Annotated in this window: 12 protein-coding genes and 2 tRNA genes; 8 read left to right on the forward strand and 6 right to left on the reverse strand. The window is 65.0% G+C overall.

Annotation, left to right across the window (positions count from 1 at the left end):
- Nucleotides 1-134 precede the first annotated feature (134 nt).
- Nucleotides 135-1,142 carry a 3-isopropylmalate dehydrogenase gene (locus ACQP1G_RS10995; RefSeq protein ID WP_433201806.1) on the forward strand — a complete coding sequence of 336 codons (1,008 nt, stop codon included), beginning with the start codon at nt 135-137 and terminating at the stop codon, nt 1,140-1,142.
- Between the two features lie 836 nt (nt 1,143-1,978).
- Here ACQP1G_RS10995 and ACQP1G_RS11000 read toward each other — a convergent pair.
- Entirely contained in the window at nt 1,979-2,452 is a 474-nt protein-coding gene (locus tag ACQP1G_RS11000; protein ID WP_433201809.1) for a hypothetical protein, read from the reverse strand.
- Between the two features lie 274 nt (nt 2,453-2,726).
- A complete protein-coding gene (locus ACQP1G_RS11005) occupies nt 2,727-3,908 on the reverse strand; it encodes an MFS transporter (protein WP_433201812.1) in 1,182 nt (393 codons plus the stop codon).
- Between the two features lie 508 nt (nt 3,909-4,416).
- Between ACQP1G_RS11005 and ACQP1G_RS11010 the strand changes: the two genes are divergently transcribed.
- The 4 genes from ACQP1G_RS11010 (at nt 4,417) to ACQP1G_RS11025 (ending at nt 7,147) form a co-directional block, all read left to right on the forward strand.
- On the forward strand, nt 4,417-5,190 hold the full coding sequence (locus ACQP1G_RS11010; protein WP_433201815.1) for a fumarylacetoacetate hydrolase family protein: 774 nt from the start codon (nt 4,417-4,419) through the stop codon (nt 5,188-5,190).
- A 13-nt stretch (nt 5,191-5,203) separates the two neighbouring features.
- On the forward strand, nt 5,204-6,676 hold the full coding sequence (gltX, locus tag ACQP1G_RS11015; RefSeq protein ID WP_433201818.1) for a glutamate--tRNA ligase: 1,473 nt from the start codon (nt 5,204-5,206) through the stop codon (nt 6,674-6,676).
- A gap of 171 nt (nt 6,677-6,847) precedes the next feature.
- A tRNA-Gln gene (locus ACQP1G_RS11020) sits at nt 6,848-6,919 on the forward strand.
- Between the two features lie 155 nt (nt 6,920-7,074).
- Nucleotides 7,075-7,147 (forward strand) — tRNA-Glu (locus tag ACQP1G_RS11025).
- A gap of 716 nt (nt 7,148-7,863) precedes the next feature.
- Here ACQP1G_RS11025 and ACQP1G_RS11030 read toward each other — a convergent pair.
- The 3 genes from ACQP1G_RS11030 to ACQP1G_RS11040 all read right to left on the reverse strand — a co-directional run bounded on the left by ACQP1G_RS11030 (nt 7,864) and on the right by ACQP1G_RS11040 (nt 9,428).
- On the reverse strand, nt 7,864-8,058 hold the full coding sequence (locus tag ACQP1G_RS11030; protein WP_433201821.1) for a DUF5302 domain-containing protein: 195 nt from the start codon (nt 8,056-8,058) through the stop codon (nt 7,864-7,866).
- A 132-nt stretch (nt 8,059-8,190) separates the two neighbouring features.
- The gene (locus tag ACQP1G_RS11035; RefSeq protein ID WP_433201824.1) at nt 8,191-8,691 is read right to left on the reverse strand and encodes a PPOX class F420-dependent oxidoreductase; all 501 of its coding nucleotides are present in this window, start codon (nt 8,689-8,691) and stop codon (nt 8,191-8,193) included.
- A gap of 35 nt (nt 8,692-8,726) precedes the next feature.
- Nucleotides 8,727-9,428, reverse strand: a complete 702-nt coding sequence (locus ACQP1G_RS11040; RefSeq protein WP_433201827.1) for an IclR family transcriptional regulator — start codon at nt 9,426-9,428, stop codon at nt 8,727-8,729.
- Between the two features lie 148 nt (nt 9,429-9,576).
- Between ACQP1G_RS11040 and leuC the strand changes: the two genes are divergently transcribed.
- The 3 genes from leuC to ACQP1G_RS11055 all read left to right on the forward strand — a co-directional run bounded on the left by leuC (nt 9,577) and on the right by ACQP1G_RS11055 (nt 12,630).
- Nucleotides 9,577-10,998: a 3-isopropylmalate dehydratase large subunit gene (gene leuC / locus ACQP1G_RS11045; RefSeq protein ID WP_433201830.1), complete on the forward strand. Its 1,422-nt coding sequence runs from the start codon at nt 9,577-9,579 to the stop codon at nt 10,996-10,998.
- Between the two features lie 222 nt (nt 10,999-11,220).
- On the forward strand, nt 11,221-11,829 hold the full coding sequence (leuD, locus tag ACQP1G_RS11050) for a 3-isopropylmalate dehydratase small subunit (RefSeq protein ID WP_433201833.1): 609 nt from the start codon (nt 11,221-11,223) through the stop codon (nt 11,827-11,829).
- Nucleotides 11,830-11,985: 156 nt separating this feature from the next.
- The gene (locus ACQP1G_RS11055) at nt 11,986-12,630 is read left to right on the forward strand and encodes an HU family DNA-binding protein (RefSeq protein ID WP_433201836.1); all 645 of its coding nucleotides are present in this window, start codon (nt 11,986-11,988) and stop codon (nt 12,628-12,630) included.
- 167 nt (nt 12,631-12,797) lie between these two features.
- Here the strand turns inward: ACQP1G_RS11055 and ACQP1G_RS11060 are convergent, their stop codons facing one another.
- Nucleotides 12,798-13,742: an NUDIX domain-containing protein gene (locus ACQP1G_RS11060; RefSeq protein WP_433208383.1), complete on the reverse strand. Its 945-nt coding sequence runs from the start codon at nt 13,740-13,742 to the stop codon at nt 12,798-12,800.
- Between the last annotated feature and the right edge of the window lie 19 nt (nt 13,743-13,761).

The raw sequence follows: 13,761 nt of genomic DNA on the forward strand, positions 1-13,761 counted from the left end.
TCACGGTGCGCACATGACCGCCGGGCGGAACCGTGTGCGTCGACGGAGAACATGCGCTGCGATGCCCGGCAGTGGCGTGCGGTGCGGGACGACGTACGGTGGCGGTCGGCAATACTGAACGGAGCATGGTTGTTATGAAGCTTGCTGTTATCGCCGGTGATGGGATCGGTCCCGAGGTCATCGCAGAGGCACTCAAGGTGCTCGACGTGGTACAGCCGGGGGTGGAGAAGACCGAATACGACCTGGGGGCCCGTCGTTACCATGCGACAGGGGAGATCCTGCCGGATTCGGTGCTGCCCGAGCTGAAGCAGCACGATGCGATCCTGCTCGGCGCGATCGGCGATCCGTCGGTGCCGAGCGGTGTGCTCGAGCGCGGACTGCTGCTGCGCACCCGCTTCGCGCTGGACCATCACGTGAACCTGCGTCCGTCGAAGCTGTACCCCGGCGTGACCAGTCCGCTGGCCGGCAATCCGGATATCGACTTCGTGGTCGTGCGTGAGGGCACCGAGGGGCCGTACACCGGCACCGGCGGCGCCATCCGGGTCGAGACTCCGCACGAGGTCGCCACCGAGGTCAGCACCAACACTCGCTTCGGCATCGAGCGCGTGGTGCGCTATGCCTTCGCCAAGGCGCAGGCTCGCCGCAAGCACCTGACGCTGGTGCACAAGAACAACGTGCTGACCTTCGCCGGTTCGTTGTGGCAGCGCACGGTGAACGAGGTCGCGGTCGAATTCCCGGAGGTACAGACCGCCTACCAGCACATCGACGCCGCCACCATCCACATGGTCAACGATCCGGGCCGCTTCGACGTGATCGTCACCGACAACCTCTTCGGCGACATCATCACCGACCTCGCGGCGGCGGTCAGCGGTGGTATCGGCCTGGCGGCCAGCGGCAATATCGACGCGTCCGGAGCGAACCCGAGTATGTTCGAGCCGGTGCACGGTAGTGCTCCCGATATCGCGGGTCAGTCCAAGGCCGATCCGACCGCCGCGATCCTGTCGGTCTCGCTGCTGCTCAACCATCTCGGCAATACCGAGGCGGCGGCTCGGATCGAAGCCGCGGTTGCCAAGGATCTCGCATCGCGCACCGGCGCGGCCTCGACCGTCGAGGTCGGGGATCGCATCGCCGCAGCGGTCTGATTTTCGCCAGAAGGTCCGCGCTCGAAGGGTTCGAGCGCGGACCTTCTGCATGCGAGGGGTCTTGGCACACACTTGAATTCGGCTCCGCAGGCGCGAACCACCGATGCATGGCGAAGCTTCGGCATCGATGCGACGCAATGATCGTGGCGTGTCATCGACGATGCGGGGGAGTGCGATGAATGAGCGTCCCGTGCTGCGCAGGCGCGGATTCGGTCCGTATAACGACGTGGATCTGCACTGATGCTGCCATTCGACGTGAGTGACTGCCGCACTGACTGATTCGGCGATAGCCGATCCGCGCCCAGCCGGTTCGGCCAGCTGTTCGGCGGTGGGCGGGCATTGCTCGGTCATGACGGGCACGCGACGGTGTCGCGGGGGCGCTCCTGGTGCCTGCGGAACAGCCGGAACCTTTGGCATAGCAACCGGATTCGACCAGGTCGGAGCCTGCCGGTGCGATGGAGTCAGCGGCCCCGACGGTGACCTCGGCCAACCAGGTGACGTGGGAACGATCAGCCAGCGGAACCCGCCCGGAACCTGCTGTGCGGCAGCGAAACCCGGTGGGATCGAAGCTGTCGCCCAGTTGGGCGGCGCAGGAGTGGGCCAGCCGGGCGACGGCCGTCGGGGCGGTCATCGGGATCACGCCGACGAGATCGGGATTCTCGCCGGCGCGACCACTCGATAGCGGGCGCACTGGTCACGCTCGTCTCCGGGCGACCTGGCATTCGCGTCGATGTGTCACAACCGGTCGTCTCGATGTGTCGACCGGCCGACCCAGTGGTGGAACCGGGGGTACTGGCGGGAATTCGTGCGGTGGTGGGGGATTCGTGGATCCGGGACTAGAGGGTGGGTGGAGTCGGCGGGTTGGGCGGCATCGGCATCTCGGGCGGCATCGGCATGCTGGGTGGCATCGGCATGGTGGGTGGTGTGCGGAGGCCCCGTGGGGGTGGAAATGCGGGTGGTGCGGGCGGATTCGGCGGTGTGGGAGGTGTCGGGGGTGGGGGAAACGGGCCCGTTGGGGGCATCGGTCCGCTGAAACGTTGGAAGGCCGCTTGGCGTGAGGTGCCGAGGAGATCGCCGATTTCGGCCCAGGTGTGGTCTTCGTCGCGGGCCTGCCGGGCCAAGGTGTGCAGGATGTCGTCGACGAGGCGGCTGAGGTTTCGGGTTGCGGTGAGCGCGGCGAGCACCGGCACGCTGGGCCGCCCCTCTTCTGGGCGCAGCACATCCACGACCAGTTCCGCATTGGCGGACAACAGCTTTCCGAGCATCGCCCGCTCGTCCTGCGGGTCTACATGTTGCTGTTCATCGGACATATGTAAAGCCTGACTTGACGCCGCAGCCTTGTCAAGGCTGGATTTACATCCGTCAGGAGCGGCGCCCCGCTGCTTCTCTGTCGAAGCCGGGGTGCCGTACCGCCGGCCGTCGGAGCCGCTGTCGACATCGGTATGTGGCTTTTGCGCAGACCACACGAATCGGTACCGTGCCGCTGGAGCATTCGAGGCCGATCGACGGCCGCGGCCTTCATCGGGATCGAACGGCTCGCGCCCGCCCGAAATGCCGGGACGGGCGCGAAATCGTAAGGGGCCGTTATTCGGATCGTTGGTCGGTGGGGACCAGCGGGACGGCGGCCATCGCCAGTGCCGCAGCCAGTAGGTACGCGGCGGGGAAGCCGCTCGTGGTGATCAGTGCGCCGAAAGCCGGTGGGATGGCGGCTATTGCGAGGTTCTGGCCGGTGTTCTGGATGCCGAGTCCGCGTCCGCTCCAGTAGGGTCCGGCGATTTCGGCGACCGCGGTGAAGGCCAAGCCGTTGTCGGACACCGTGATGACAGATGCGGCGATCAGCAGCGGGATCGCGGCCCACCAGGCATGTGTCCATGCGGCCGAAGCCAAGGCGGCCATGGCGATTACGGCGGCGATGGCGACGGTGCGCAGCGGACCCAATCGGCTGCCGACGCGATCCGACCATGCGCCCGCGCCGATTCGCCCTAGGGCGCCGAGGATTTGGGTGACGGTAACCAGGGCGCCCGCCACGGGCAGCGACCAACCCACGTCAAGATGCAACCACAACAATGCGAAAGTCCATACGGTGCCTTGTGGAACGCACAGGAGCATCGAGACCGCGTGGATGCGCCACAGCGTCGAATCGCCGCGATAGGGGTTGGCCCGGTCCGCGGCCGCACCCGCGGGGCGTGGCGGATCGACGATCCCGCCCAGGCAGCCCAGCGCGGCTGCTCCCGCCATCAGGGCGGGCACCAAGATGGCCGCTGAGACGCCGTGTGCGGCCGCCACCGCCGGAATGGCCAGCGCGCCGACGCCGACGCCCAAAGGCTGTGCGGTCTGCCGGATTCCCATGGCCAGCCCGCGTCGGTGCGGCGGGAACCAGCCGACGATCACCCGCCCGCTGGCGCCATTGGTGCTCGCCGCGCCGACGCCGCCGAAGAACAGCAGCGCGCCGAGCACGAGGTAATTCGACGCCATTGCCGCCGCCGCGCCCGCGACGAACATGAGTAATGGCCCGCCGACCAGCACCTTGTGCTCACCGATCCGGTCGACGACATACCCCCACGCGATGAGCGTGCACACCAGCCCGACCGTCGGCATCGCCACCAGCAGTCCGGCGGTCGCCAGCGGCATGCCGTCCGCGGTCAGCGCTGGCAGCAGAAATGGCACCCCGTGGACGAACACGGCACTGGAGGCCTGTGCGAAGACGCCGAGTCCGAGCATGGACCACCGTCGGACGTCGCGCATCTGCGTCACGGTCGTAGCCATGGACCTCACCTCGAAATCTCAAAATATGGGACCGCATTCTCAATGTGTGAACATTGCGTCTCACCGTACACCCGGTCAGCAAGTGGATTCGCCGGTACGGTTTGTCGATCGCCTCACATTTCGACGCCAGCGGTGCGCGGGTGTCGGACCCCGCAGAGCCAGTCTTACGAGCAACTGTTCGCGGCCGTCTCGCATCCGAGCGAAGGCGCGGCGATCGAACTCGGCTGAGTCGTCGAAGCACATTCGTCCTAGGTATCGCCCGGCGTACGTCAGGCGCCGAACGATCCGCCCATCCGTAACTCCCACGGAGCGACTCTTACGAGCGACCCGTTCGCGGCCCGTCTCGCGTCCGAGTCGTCGAAGCGATGCGCCGCAAGCGCGAGTCTCGACGGCTCGGACGCGAGACAACAGGGGGCCGCGAACACGCAGCGCCGAAGGCGCTGCCAGAGACGGAGCAAATCAGACACAGCGTTCGAGCAGGTCGATGGGGGTCGATAGACTGCCTGGCATGCGCCTAGGTCGAATCGCCAGTCCCGATGGAGTCGCTTTCGTCAGCATCGAAGGGGAGGGGAGCGAGAGCGTCGCCAAGGAGATCGCGGAACATCCGTTCGGTACTCCGACATTCACCGGGCGGAGTTGGCCGCTGGCCGATGTACGCCTGCTCGCGCCGATTCTGGCCAGCAAGGTGGTCTGCATCGGCAAGAACTACGCCGCGCATGCGGCCGAAATGGGCGGTGTCGCACCCGCCGATCCGGTGATCTTCATGAAGCCGAGCACATCGATCGTCGGCCCGAACGCGTCGATCGTATTGCCGCCCAGCTCTTCCCAGGTGGACTACGAGGGTGAGCTGGCGATCGTCATCGGCCGTCCCTGCAAGGATGTGCCCGCCGCCCGTGCATTCGATGTGGTGCTCGGCTACACCGTCGCCAACGATGTGACCGCGCGCGATCAGCAGAAGCACGACGGCCAGTGGACCCGGGCCAAGGGTTACGACACCTTTTGCCCGCTCGGCCCGTGGATCGAAACCTCGCTGGACCCTTCGGATCTGGAGATCGTCACCGAACTCGACGGCGAGGTCCGCCAGCGCAGCCGCACTTCGCTTCTGCTGCACGATATTCCGAAGCTCATCGAGTGGGTGACCACGGTGATGACGCTGCTGCCCGGTGATGTGATCCTCACCGGCACCCCGGAGGGGGTCGGCTCGCTGCAGTCCGGGCAGAACGTGTCCGTGACCGTCGAGGGCATCGGAACCCTCACCAATCCTGTTGCCGCCAAGCGCTAGTCGAAAGAGAGCCATGACTGAAGTACGGGTCCGCTTCTGCCCGTCACCGACCGGGACGCCACACGTCGGCCTGATCCGGACGGCACTGTTCAACTGGGCGTACGCCCGCCATACCGGCGGTAAGTTCGTCTTCCGCATCGAAGATACCGATGCCGCACGCGATTCCGAGGAGTCCTATGGGGCGATCCTGGACGCGCTGCGCTGGCTCGGCCTCACCTGGGACGAGGGTCCGGAGGTCGGCGGACCCTATGCGCCGTACCGGCAGTCGCAGCGACGCGAACTGCATATGGAGGTCGTGCGGAAGTTGCTGGCGGCCGGTGAAGCGTACGAATCCTTCACTACGCCCGAGGAAGTCGAGGCGCGCCATCGTGGTGCGGGTCGCGATCCGAAACTCGGCTACGACAACTATGACCGCGATCTCACCCCCGAGGCGATCGAGGCCTATCGTGCCACCGGACGCCCGGCGGTTATCCGGCTCCGGATGCCCGACGAGGACATCACCTGGCACGATCTGGTGCGCGGCGAGACCACCTTCAAAGCGGGTACTGTGCCCGATTTCGCACTCACTCGCGGTAATGGCGATCCGCTCTATACGCTGGTAAACCCGGTCGACGATGCATTGATGAAGATCACCCATGTGTTACGCGGCGAGGATATTCTCTCGTCAACGCCGCGCCAAATCGCGCTCTATGCGGCGATGCGCCGGATCGGTGTTGCGGAGTTCACTCCGGAGTTCGGTCATCTACCGTTCGTGATGGGCCAGGGCAACAAGAAGTTGTCCAAGCGCGATCCGGAGTCGAATCTGTTCGTCCATCGGGACAGGGGATTCATCCCGGAGGGTTTGCTGAATTACCTGGCGCTACTCGGCTGGGGCATCGCGGACGATCGCGATGTTTTCTCGATGGCGGAGATGGTGGCGGCCTTCGATATCTCGAAAGTAAATTCGAATCCCGCCCGTTTCGATCAGAAGAAGGCGGACGCTCTCAACGCCGAACACATCCGATTGCTGGAACCGGGTGATTTCGCACACCGCTTGCGTGAGTTCCTGACCGAACACGGTCACATCGGCGCCGATATCGAGGACAAGATGTTCGCCGCGGCCGCCGATCTCGTGCAGACCCGGATCGTGGTGTTGTCCGACGCGTGGGATCTGCTGCGTTTCTTGTTCACGCCGGCGGAAGAGTTCTCGATTGATCCGGCGGCGGGATCGAAGAACCTCGGCCCCGATGCCACGGTGGTATTGGACGCCGCCATTGCCGCGCTGGAGCCGCTGACGGTTTGGACCACCCCTGCGATCGAGGATGCGCTGAAAACTTCGCTCATCGATGATTTGGGGCTCAAGCCGCGTAAGGCGTTCGCACCTGTGCGAGTGGCGGTGACGGGTTCGCACATCAGCCCGCCGCTGTACGAGTCGCTGGAGTTGCTGGGGCGCGAGACGAGCCTGGATCGGTTGCGCTCGGCGCTGGCGTGGACCGCGTCTGCGTGAAAGCCGGGCAGGCCCGTTCGAGCGACCGACGCGGAGTCACCACCGGATAGACCGAAAAACAGGGCGTTGACCAGCCGATTTGTAGTTAACCGTATGCGGTTTGGTACTCTTCTTCTCGGCTCGGAACAGGGCCTCGGGTCAGCCGGACACGAGGTCTGACGTCTCGGTCATTGGGGTATGGTGTAATTGGCAACACAGCTGATTCTGGTTCAGCCATTCTAGGTTCGAGTCCTGGTACCCCAGCGGAGAATGTTGTTCGTCTCTCGGTTCGTGACCGAAAGTTGTTCAGCATCCGGCGATTTGGTCGCCGAGCTTCGGTCCGCTAAGCTAACCGAGCTTCCACCGATCGAAAGATCAACCGGAATGGTCACCCGCAGAAATGTGGGCGATCGAGTCCTGGCCCCGTCGTCTAGCGGCCTAGGACGCCGCCCTCTCAAGGCGGTAGCGCGGGTTCGAATCCCGTCGGGGCTACAACGAGTGCAAGGCTCATGCTCATGGAGAGCATGGGCCTTTCTCGTTTTCGCATTGTTTTGTGGGGGTGAAACCCCCACACCCCACCCGGAGGACTTCGCCCCCGGACCCCCGAGTCGGGCCGGAGGGCTTCGCCCCCGGGCCAAGGGGCTCGGGGGCGTGGGTCTCGGACTGGTGGTTTCCCGGTTGCCGGACCAGTGGGTCTCCGGTCGCGTGTGTTCCGGACTGATGGTCTTCGGGCCCGTGGGCGTCGGACTGGTGCGCCCCGGATCGGTGGTTCTCGGTCGTGTGAGTGCCGGGCTCCTAGTCCTCGATCATGCGATCCCGACTCGCGGTTATTGATCATGCGGGTCCTGGACTCGTGGTTTTCGAACGCGTGGATCCCGACTCGTGGTTTTCGATGGCGCGGGTCCCGTACTGGTGGTTCTCCGGTCACCTAGGGCTCGCACTGGTGATCTCCGGTCACCTGGGCCCCGGATCGGCGGTTCTCGGTCGCATGGGTGGGCTGGTGGTTCTCGGTCTTTCCAGACTTGATTCCAGGCGGTGTGGCCGGGGTCGGCCCGGTGGGACGCTCCCGGGGTGGGATCCATGTTCGCCCGATGTGGCGTCGTGTGAGGGCGGTAGGCGCTCGCTGCGGCCGCGTGGGGGCGGGAATGGCGTCGCAAAAAGGCCCTCCAGGGAATTCCCTGGAGGGCCTTTCTCGTATGTCGGCGGACTTAGCCGCTCTTACGGCGGAACTCCCGCTTGTGGCTGGCGTTGCCGTGCGCTGAGGTTGCCTTGGATCGTCCATCCAGATGTTCGTTCGACTTGGCGTGGTGCTGGTTCTTGCGCTCCAATGCTTCCTTGAACTTGCGCTTGACCTCGTCGGCGCTGGATCCCGCACTGCCGTTGGAACTATCCGCTTCCGCCATCGTCTGCTCCTCGTCGTGGCGACCGCGTAGCGCGCCTCAGGGCGTCGCCACGCTGCCGATTCGGGTCGAACACGGTTGACGCTACTGTGCGGGGATGGGGTGTGTCAGTCGGATATCGCCCGCGTGCCGCGATCAGTCCAGTGGTTGCGCGGTTGTGCCGCCGAGTGGCAGTTGGGGTAAGCCGAGTTTGCGGTGGTCCCAGCTGCGCAGGCGTTCCGGGACCACCCGGATGGCGATGCGCTTGTTCAGCATCTGTTCGACGAACGGGCGGACCTCCTCGCTGTAGGGGCCGGTGTAGCGCTCCCAGACGCTCACGCCGACGGCGTACAGCTTGTCCGGATCATCGACGATCTCGGCGCGGCCTTCGATGGAGACGCCGCGCAGCTGGTCGTAGGTCTGGCCGGCCTCGATCATGCAGGTGATGCGCGGGTCGCGGCGCAGGTTGACCGCCTTCTGCGATTTCGCCTTTGTCTCGAACCACAGCTCGCCATCGATCAGGGCGTACCACATCGCGATCAGATGTGGTCTGCCGTTCGGTCCGATGGTCGCCAGCGTCGTGATGCGGCTGCGCTGCAGGAAATCGGTGATCTCGGCGTCGGACATGACGATCTGCGCCCGTTGGTTTACTCCCATGCGCACCAACCTTAGATTGCGCGAACTAGAACGTGTTACAGCCTCTTGTGCAATGCGTCCGCGGCGGCGACCAGGTCGGCCGCCCAGCGCGCGCCCGGCCTGCGGCCCATGCGATCGATCGGGCCCGATACCGAAACGGCCGCGATGACATGGCCCGCCGCATCGCGGACGGGTGCGGAGACGCTGGCCACACCGCTGGCCCGTTCGCCGGCGCTCTGCGCCCAGCCGCGCTTGCGGACCTCCGTCAACGCGCGCTCGCCGAATACCGCGTCGGCCAGGATGGTGCGCTGAAATTCCGGATCCGCCCAAGCGAGCAGCACCTTGGCCGCCGATCCGGCGGTGAGCGGCAGTCGCGCCCCGATCGGGACGGTATCGCGCAGTCCGACCGGTGGCTCCAGCGCGGCGATGCACACCCGCGCATTGCCGTCGCGGCAGTAGATCTGCACGCTCTCGCCGGTGATTTCGCGCAGGCGCGGGAGAATGGCCGAGGCGGCCTCGTGCAGTGGGTCGGAGGCGCCGGCGGCGAGTTCGGCGAGCGCCGGTCCCGGCCGCCACAGGCCGTTGTTGTCGCGAGCGAGCAGTCGGTGTACCTCGAGCCCCACGGCCAGGCGATGGGCGGTGGCACGGGGTAGTCCGGTGCGGGTGCACAGTTCATTGAGACCGCATGGGTGCTCCGCGACGGCATACAACACTGACACCGCTTTGTCGAGGACGCCGATACCGCTATGCTGTCTCATAGAACGATATTAGCGTCTCGGATGTTGAGAAAGCCACTTAACGCTCTCTTCGCTCCGTACGTGCCGGATAGTCAAAATTGTGCAGCCGGGAGCCGCGCCTCAGCCCAGATCGCGCGAACCGGGTTGCTCGTCGGAAAGGTGATCGAGAATGGCCGAGCGCCGCACACTGGCCGAGAAGGTGTGGGAGCAGCACGTCGTCGCCCGCGGTGAGGGCGAAGGCGCCTCCCGTGAGCCAGATCTGATCTACATCGATTTGCATCTCGTGCACGAGGTGACGAGTCCGCAGGCCTTCGACGGGCTCCGCGCCGCCGGGCGCCCCGTGCACCGTCCCGATCTCACCATCGCGACCGAGGACCACAACGTCCCGACCATAGATATCGATAAGCCGATCGCCGACCCGATTTCGCGCACCCAGGTCGAGACCCTGCGCCACAATTGCGCGGAATTCGGTGTGCGACTGCATTCGATGGGCGATCTGGATCAGGGCATCGTGCACGTCGTCGGCCCGCAGCTGGGTTTGACGCAGCCGGGTATGACGGTGGTGTGCGGCGATAGCCACACCTCGACCCATGGTGCGTTCGGCGCGTTGGCTATGGGTATCGGCACCAGTGAGGTCGAACATGTCCTTGCCACGCAGACGCTCTCGCTGCGTCCGTTCAAGACCATGGCGGTCACCGTCGACGGCCAATTGCCGCCCGGTGTCACGAGTAAGGACCTGATTCTGGCCGTCATCGCCAAGATCGGCACCGGCGGCGGTCAGGGCTATGTGCTCGAGTACCGCGGCGAGGCCATTCGCGCCATGTCCATGGAGGCGCGAATGACCATCTGCAACATGTCGATCGAGGCGGGTGCGCGGGCCGGAATGATCGCCCCTGACGAAACCACCTATGAATTCCTCGAAGGACGCCCCCACGCGCCGCAGGGAGCCGACTGGGATGCCGCAGTGGCCGCCTGGGAGGCGCTGAAGACCGACGAGGGCGCGAGTTTCGACGCCGAGGTACACATCGACGCCGAAACGCTGACCCCGTTCGTCACCTGGGGCACCAACCCGGGACAGGGTGCGCCACTGGGCGAGACGGTGCCCGATCCCGCGCAGATTGGCGACCACACGGCGCGCGAGTCGGCGGAGAAAGCGCTGCGATACATGGATTTGGAGCCGGGAACTCCGCTTCGAGATGTGTCGGTCGATACGGTATTCGTCGGTTCGTGCACCAACGGGCGTATCGAGGATTTGCGTGCAGTGGCCGGGATTTTGAAGGGACGCCGCGTCGCCGAGGGCGTGCGAATGTTGGTTGTACCGGGATCTATGCGGGTGCGCGCACAGGCGGAAAAAGAAGGACTGGGCGAGATTTTCACCGCAGCGGGCGCCGAATGGCGTCAGGCGGGCTGCTCGATGTGCTTGGGAATGAATCCCGATCAGCTCGAGCCCGGTCAGCGTTGCGCGTCGACATCGAACCGTAACTTCGAGGGTCGGCAGGGCAAAGGTGGCCGTACACACCTGGTTTCCCCGCTCGTAGCGGCCGCGACGGCGGTCCGCGGCACCCTGTCCGCACCGGCGGATCTGGACTGATCGGCGCGCGGACGCCGTTGCGCCCGCGCCGATTCGCACTTCCGGCCATCGTGCCTGCGTGTATCGCTCGAAACGGCAGCTGTAGGGACTGCTTGCAGGTCGCTCGAAACGACAGGCGTAGCGACTGCTTGCAGGTCGCTCGAAACGACAGCCGTAGCGACTGCTTGCAGGTCGCTCGAAACGATCGGCTCAAATCGCCTAACGACCCAGGAGAATCAGCAAATGGAAGCCTTCACCGTCCACAAGGGGATCGGAGTGCCACTGCGCCGATCCAATGTCGACACCGATCAGATCATTCCGGCCGTGTACCTGAAGCGGGTGACGCGAACGGGATTCGAGGACGGACTGTTCGCAGCATGGCGATCGGATCCGGACTTCATTCTGAACACCGATCCATATAACCGTGGCAGTGTGCTGGTGGCCGGTCCGGACTTCGGCACCGGATCCTCACGAGAGCACGCCGTATGGGCGCTGTCGGACTACGGCTTTCGCGTCGTCATCTCGTCGCGCTTCGCCGACATCTTCCGCGGCAATGCGGGCAAGGGCGGTCTGTTGGCCGCTCAGATGTCACAGAACGATGTCGAAATGCTCTGGAAGTTGCTCGAGGAACAGCCCGGACTCGAATTGGTTGTAGACCTCGGGGCACGCACAGTGACGGCCGGAACCGTCGTGTTGCCGTTCGATATTGATGACTACACGCGGTGGCGTCTGCTCGAAGGATTGGACGACATCGGACTCACCCTGCGGCGTAGTGACGTCATCGACGAGTTCGAAAAGGCAAGGCCAACTTGGAAACCCACAACCCTCCCGGCACATATTTCGCAGGCGTAATCACCGGGTGGTGATAGCTGTACTGCCCTAGGGGCGGTAGCTGGACGTGTGCTAAACCACATGAATTTTGGCGTGGCACATAGACTCTTGCTCAAAGTGGGTTTACCGTGGTACCTAGTCGGTCCGACGACGGGCCATTAGTCTGCGGAGGATTCAATGAACAAGGCGGAACTGATCGACGTTCTGACCGAAAAGTTGGGTACGGACAGGCGCACGGCCACCGCGGCAGTCGAGCATGTGGTCGACACCATCGTGCGTGCGGTGCACAAGGGTCAGAGCGTCACAATCACCGGATTCGGTGTGTTCGAACAGCGCAAGCGTGCGGCTCGAGTTGCCAGGAACCCGCGCACCGGCGAAACCGTCAAGGTGAAGCCCACTTCGGTGCCGGCGTTCCGTCCGGGTGCTCAGTTCAAGGCCGTCATTGCGGGCAAGCAGAAGCTGACCGCGAGCGGCCCCGCCGTCAAGCGCGGCGCGAATGCACCGGTGGCAGCGAAGAAGGCTGCCAAGAAGGCGGCGGTAAAGAAGGCCGCCGCCAAGAAGGCGACCGCCACGAAGGCGCCCGCCAAGAAGACTGCGGCGAAGAAGGCTCCGGCAAAGACGACCGCTCGCAAGGCAACTGCCGTCAAGAAGACGGTCGCGAAGAAGGCTGCCGTTAAGAAGACTGTCGCCAAGAAGGCTCCGGTCAAGGCGACCAAGACCACGGCGGCCAAGAAGGCCACCGCCGCCAAGAAGACCGTCGCGAAGAAGGCTCCCGCCAAGAAGACCGCGGCGAAGAAGGCTCCGGCCCGCCGCGCTCGCTGACGTTGACGATCCAGCGTCACCGGGTGATTCGACTCCGCTAGGCGGAATCACCTGCTGTACCGGCTCAAAACGGCCCCGGGGTTCGCCCCGGGGCCGTTTTGGGTCATCTGTGTCCGAATTTCGGGTCCAATAGCGACCGTTTGACGGTTGCGGTCCCCATTAGGGGGTCAGGACTTGACGATGGCGTCCGACAGCGACCGGTCGAGGTGATCGGCGGCGACCAGCCGACCCGAGGCAAAAGACAGCACCCACACGCTGCCCTTGCGGTTGCGCGCGGACTGTATCGTGATGCCGTCCCGATCGGCCCACCACGCCAGCAGATCGGGAATTACTTTGCCCTGACTGCACAGAACGCGCACCGCGCGATCCGATACGAGTGAAACCGCGCGTTGTCGGGCCTTGTCCGGCGCTGCGGCATAACCGGTTTCGGAAAACAACGGCTCGATGGCGATGGCGGTGCCGAGTTTGTCCGCCAGCGGCGTCACCGTCTGCACGCAACGCACCGGATCGGCCGAATAGATCTCGGATGCACCGAACGCCAGCAGATTCGGGGCCAGCGCCTGTGCCTGGGCCTGCCCTGCCAGCTCCAGTGGGCGCTGCTCGTCCGGACCGTCGAACCGGCCCCTGCTGCCCGCCTTGGCATGTCGCACCAAAAGCAGCGTGCTGGTGGCCGCGGGCAGGCGGGTGAAGGCGCGCAGCACCTGTCGGTCCATCGGATAGGACAACTGGTTCATCACCCGGTCCAACGGGTACCAGGACAGCACATCGACCTCGGAATTGGCGGTGAATGCCCCGCCCGCCACCTCGGCCGCCCAGTAGTCCACTCGCTTCAATTTCCGGTGCCCCGGAATCGGATACGTGACGTGTCCGAGGTAGCGACCCAGTCGGCAGTCCAGGCCGGTCTCTTCGCCGACCTCACGCACCGCCGCGAGCACCGGGGTCTCGCCCGGATCGAGTTTGCCCTTGGGCAGCGACCAATCCTGATACTTGGGGCGATGGACCACGGCGATCTCGATGGCGCCGGAACCGCCGGCCATTCTGCGCCACAGCACCGCACCGGCGGCGTGAATGTTGGCTGTTATCCGGGGATCCCAGAACGGTCCCCCGTCCATTTCGTATCCCGTCGTACCG

The organism is Nocardia sp. CA-107356, assembly GCF_050946365.1.
GTDB lineage: Bacteria > Actinomycetota > Actinomycetes > Mycobacteriales > Mycobacteriaceae > Nocardia.

Excerpts from the sequence above, each read along its gene's own strand:
- ACQP1G_RS10995 (WP_433201806.1), top strand. The coding sequence starts at position 135 with ATGAAGCTTGCTGTTATCGCCGGTGATGGGATCGGTCCCGAGGTCATC.
- ACQP1G_RS11000 (WP_433201809.1), bottom strand. The coding sequence starts at position 2,452 with ATGTCCGATGAACAGCAACATGTAGACCCGCAGGACGAGCGGGCGATG.
- ACQP1G_RS11005 (WP_433201812.1), bottom strand. The coding sequence starts at position 3,908 with ATGGCTACGACCGTGACGCAGATGCGCGACGTCCGACGGTGGTCCATG.
- ACQP1G_RS11010 (WP_433201815.1), top strand. The coding sequence starts at position 4,417 with ATGCGCCTAGGTCGAATCGCCAGTCCCGATGGAGTCGCTTTCGTCAGC.
- gltX (WP_433201818.1), top strand. The coding sequence starts at position 5,204 with ATGACTGAAGTACGGGTCCGCTTCTGCCCGTCACCGACCGGGACGCCA.
- ACQP1G_RS11030 (WP_433201821.1), bottom strand. The coding sequence starts at position 8,058 with ATGGCGGAAGCGGATAGTTCCAACGGCAGTGCGGGATCCAGCGCCGAC.
- ACQP1G_RS11035 (WP_433201824.1), bottom strand. The coding sequence starts at position 8,691 with ATGGGAGTAAACCAACGGGCGCAGATCGTCATGTCCGACGCCGAGATC.
- ACQP1G_RS11040 (WP_433201827.1), bottom strand. The coding sequence starts at position 9,428 with ATGAGACAGCATAGCGGTATCGGCGTCCTCGACAAAGCGGTGTCAGTG.
- leuC (WP_433201830.1), top strand. The coding sequence starts at position 9,577 with ATGGCCGAGCGCCGCACACTGGCCGAGAAGGTGTGGGAGCAGCACGTC.
- leuD (WP_433201833.1), top strand. The coding sequence starts at position 11,221 with ATGGAAGCCTTCACCGTCCACAAGGGGATCGGAGTGCCACTGCGCCGA.
- ACQP1G_RS11055 (WP_433201836.1), top strand. The coding sequence starts at position 11,986 with ATGAACAAGGCGGAACTGATCGACGTTCTGACCGAAAAGTTGGGTACG.
- ACQP1G_RS11060 (WP_433208383.1), bottom strand. The coding sequence starts at position 13,742 with ATGGACGGGGGACCGTTCTGGGATCCCCGGATAACAGCCAACATTCAC.